This window comes from Hydrogenophaga sp. GW101-3F08, from assembly GCF_059424585.1.
This window is the reverse complement of sequence record NZ_JBWKZP010000023.1, coordinates 1-1377: the sequence shown is the minus strand read 5'-3', so window position 1 is coordinate 1377 and position 1377 is coordinate 1. Positions and strand designations below refer to the sequence as shown.

At 64.6% G+C, this 1377-nt stretch carries 1 protein-coding gene; it reads right to left on the bottom strand.

From position 1 onward, the window contains the following. Positions 1-30 precede the first annotated feature (30 nt). A protein-coding gene (locus AC07YZ_RS25425; protein WP_494796783.1) for an IS3 family transposase occupies positions 31-1313 on the bottom strand; the annotation gives its coding sequence in 2 pieces (ribosomal slippage) (positions 31-962 and positions 962-1313; 1284 coding nt in all). Positions 1314-1377: the final 64 nt, after the last annotated feature.

The following is a 1377-nucleotide window of genomic DNA, read 5'->3' as shown; positions in this document are numbered from 1 at the left end:
TGATCTTGCCCCCGTATTCCCGGACCCGTCCTATTCGCAACGTAACGCCGTGCCCTTGATGGGCGATTGGCGCGCCTGGGCGGCCTGATGCCGCCTGAACTCTCTGGGTGATCGCATTTTCAACGACGAGTGCGGATGCGCCTCGTTGAAGTGCTCGAAGGCCGCAGGCAACTGCGCCAACACGGTGGCTGCGTCGCTGCGGTCCATCTGGGCCACGTAGTCGCGCTTGAACGTATTGACGAAGCTCTCGGCCATGCCATTGCTTTGCGGACTGCACACCGGGGTGTTGATCGGTTTGAGCCCCAGTGAACGCGCGACCCCTCGGGTCTCAGCTGCGATGTAGGCACTGCCGTTGTCGCTGAGGAATTCCAGCAGATGATCGGCGGGTACAGCTTCCACCGATCCAAAGCGCTTCTCTACGGCCTCGATCAGCATCTCGCGCACCGGCTCCCCCGGCAGCCCCTTGCCCTCCCAGGCACGCCAGGCGATCACTTCGCGGTCACAGCAATCCTTGGCGAACGTGGTCGTCACCGTCTGACCCGAGTCGCACTTGATCTCCAGCCCATCGGAGCACCAGCGCAGATCGCTGTGCCCAACCGCCACCTTGCCCTCGTGCCTTCTGCTGGACTGGCGCCGTCGGGGTGCCTTGGGCAGCAGCAACCCGGCCTGGGCCATCACGCGGTAGGCCCGCTTGGGATTGACCCGTGCACCGCCTCGTGCGCTGCGCTGGCGGTTGACCAGGGCACAGGTGCGTCGATACCCGTAGCTGGGCAGATCGGTGATCTGCTCTCGGATCTCGGCGAGCAACTGCACGTCACCCGCTGGTGTGCGCCCCTTGCGACCATCGCGCCAGTCCTCGCTGCGGTGATGCAGCTCATGCACATGCGAGCGCGCCACGCCCAGCGCCCGGCAGACCGTCTTCATTGGTCGTCCCCGGGCAACAAGGGCGAGCGCGCAATCCACTTTTTTTCGGCAGCGTACTCCACGGCTTCCTTGAGGATTTCGTTCTCCAGGGTCTTCTTGCCCAGCACCCGCTGGAGCTTGGCGATCTCGGCGCGGGCTGCGGCCAGTTCCGAGGCCGGCACCACCGCTTCCCCGGCACTGACGGCCATCAGGGCGCCTTGGCGATCGAGCTTTCTCCACTGGAACAGCAAGCTGGCAGCGACGCCCTCCTGGCGTGCCACCAGCGACACGCTCATGCCCGGCTCGTACGTGCGCCGCACCAGCGCGGCTTTCTCCGCGGGGGTCCAGCGCCGGCGGCGCTGGTCTTTCAAGATGACTTCAACAGTGTCCGTATGCCTGCTCGTACTCATAGTCCTACTCCTATCTTCAAAGATAAGCGATAGGACGGGTCCGGGTGTTCAGGGGGCTATCTCA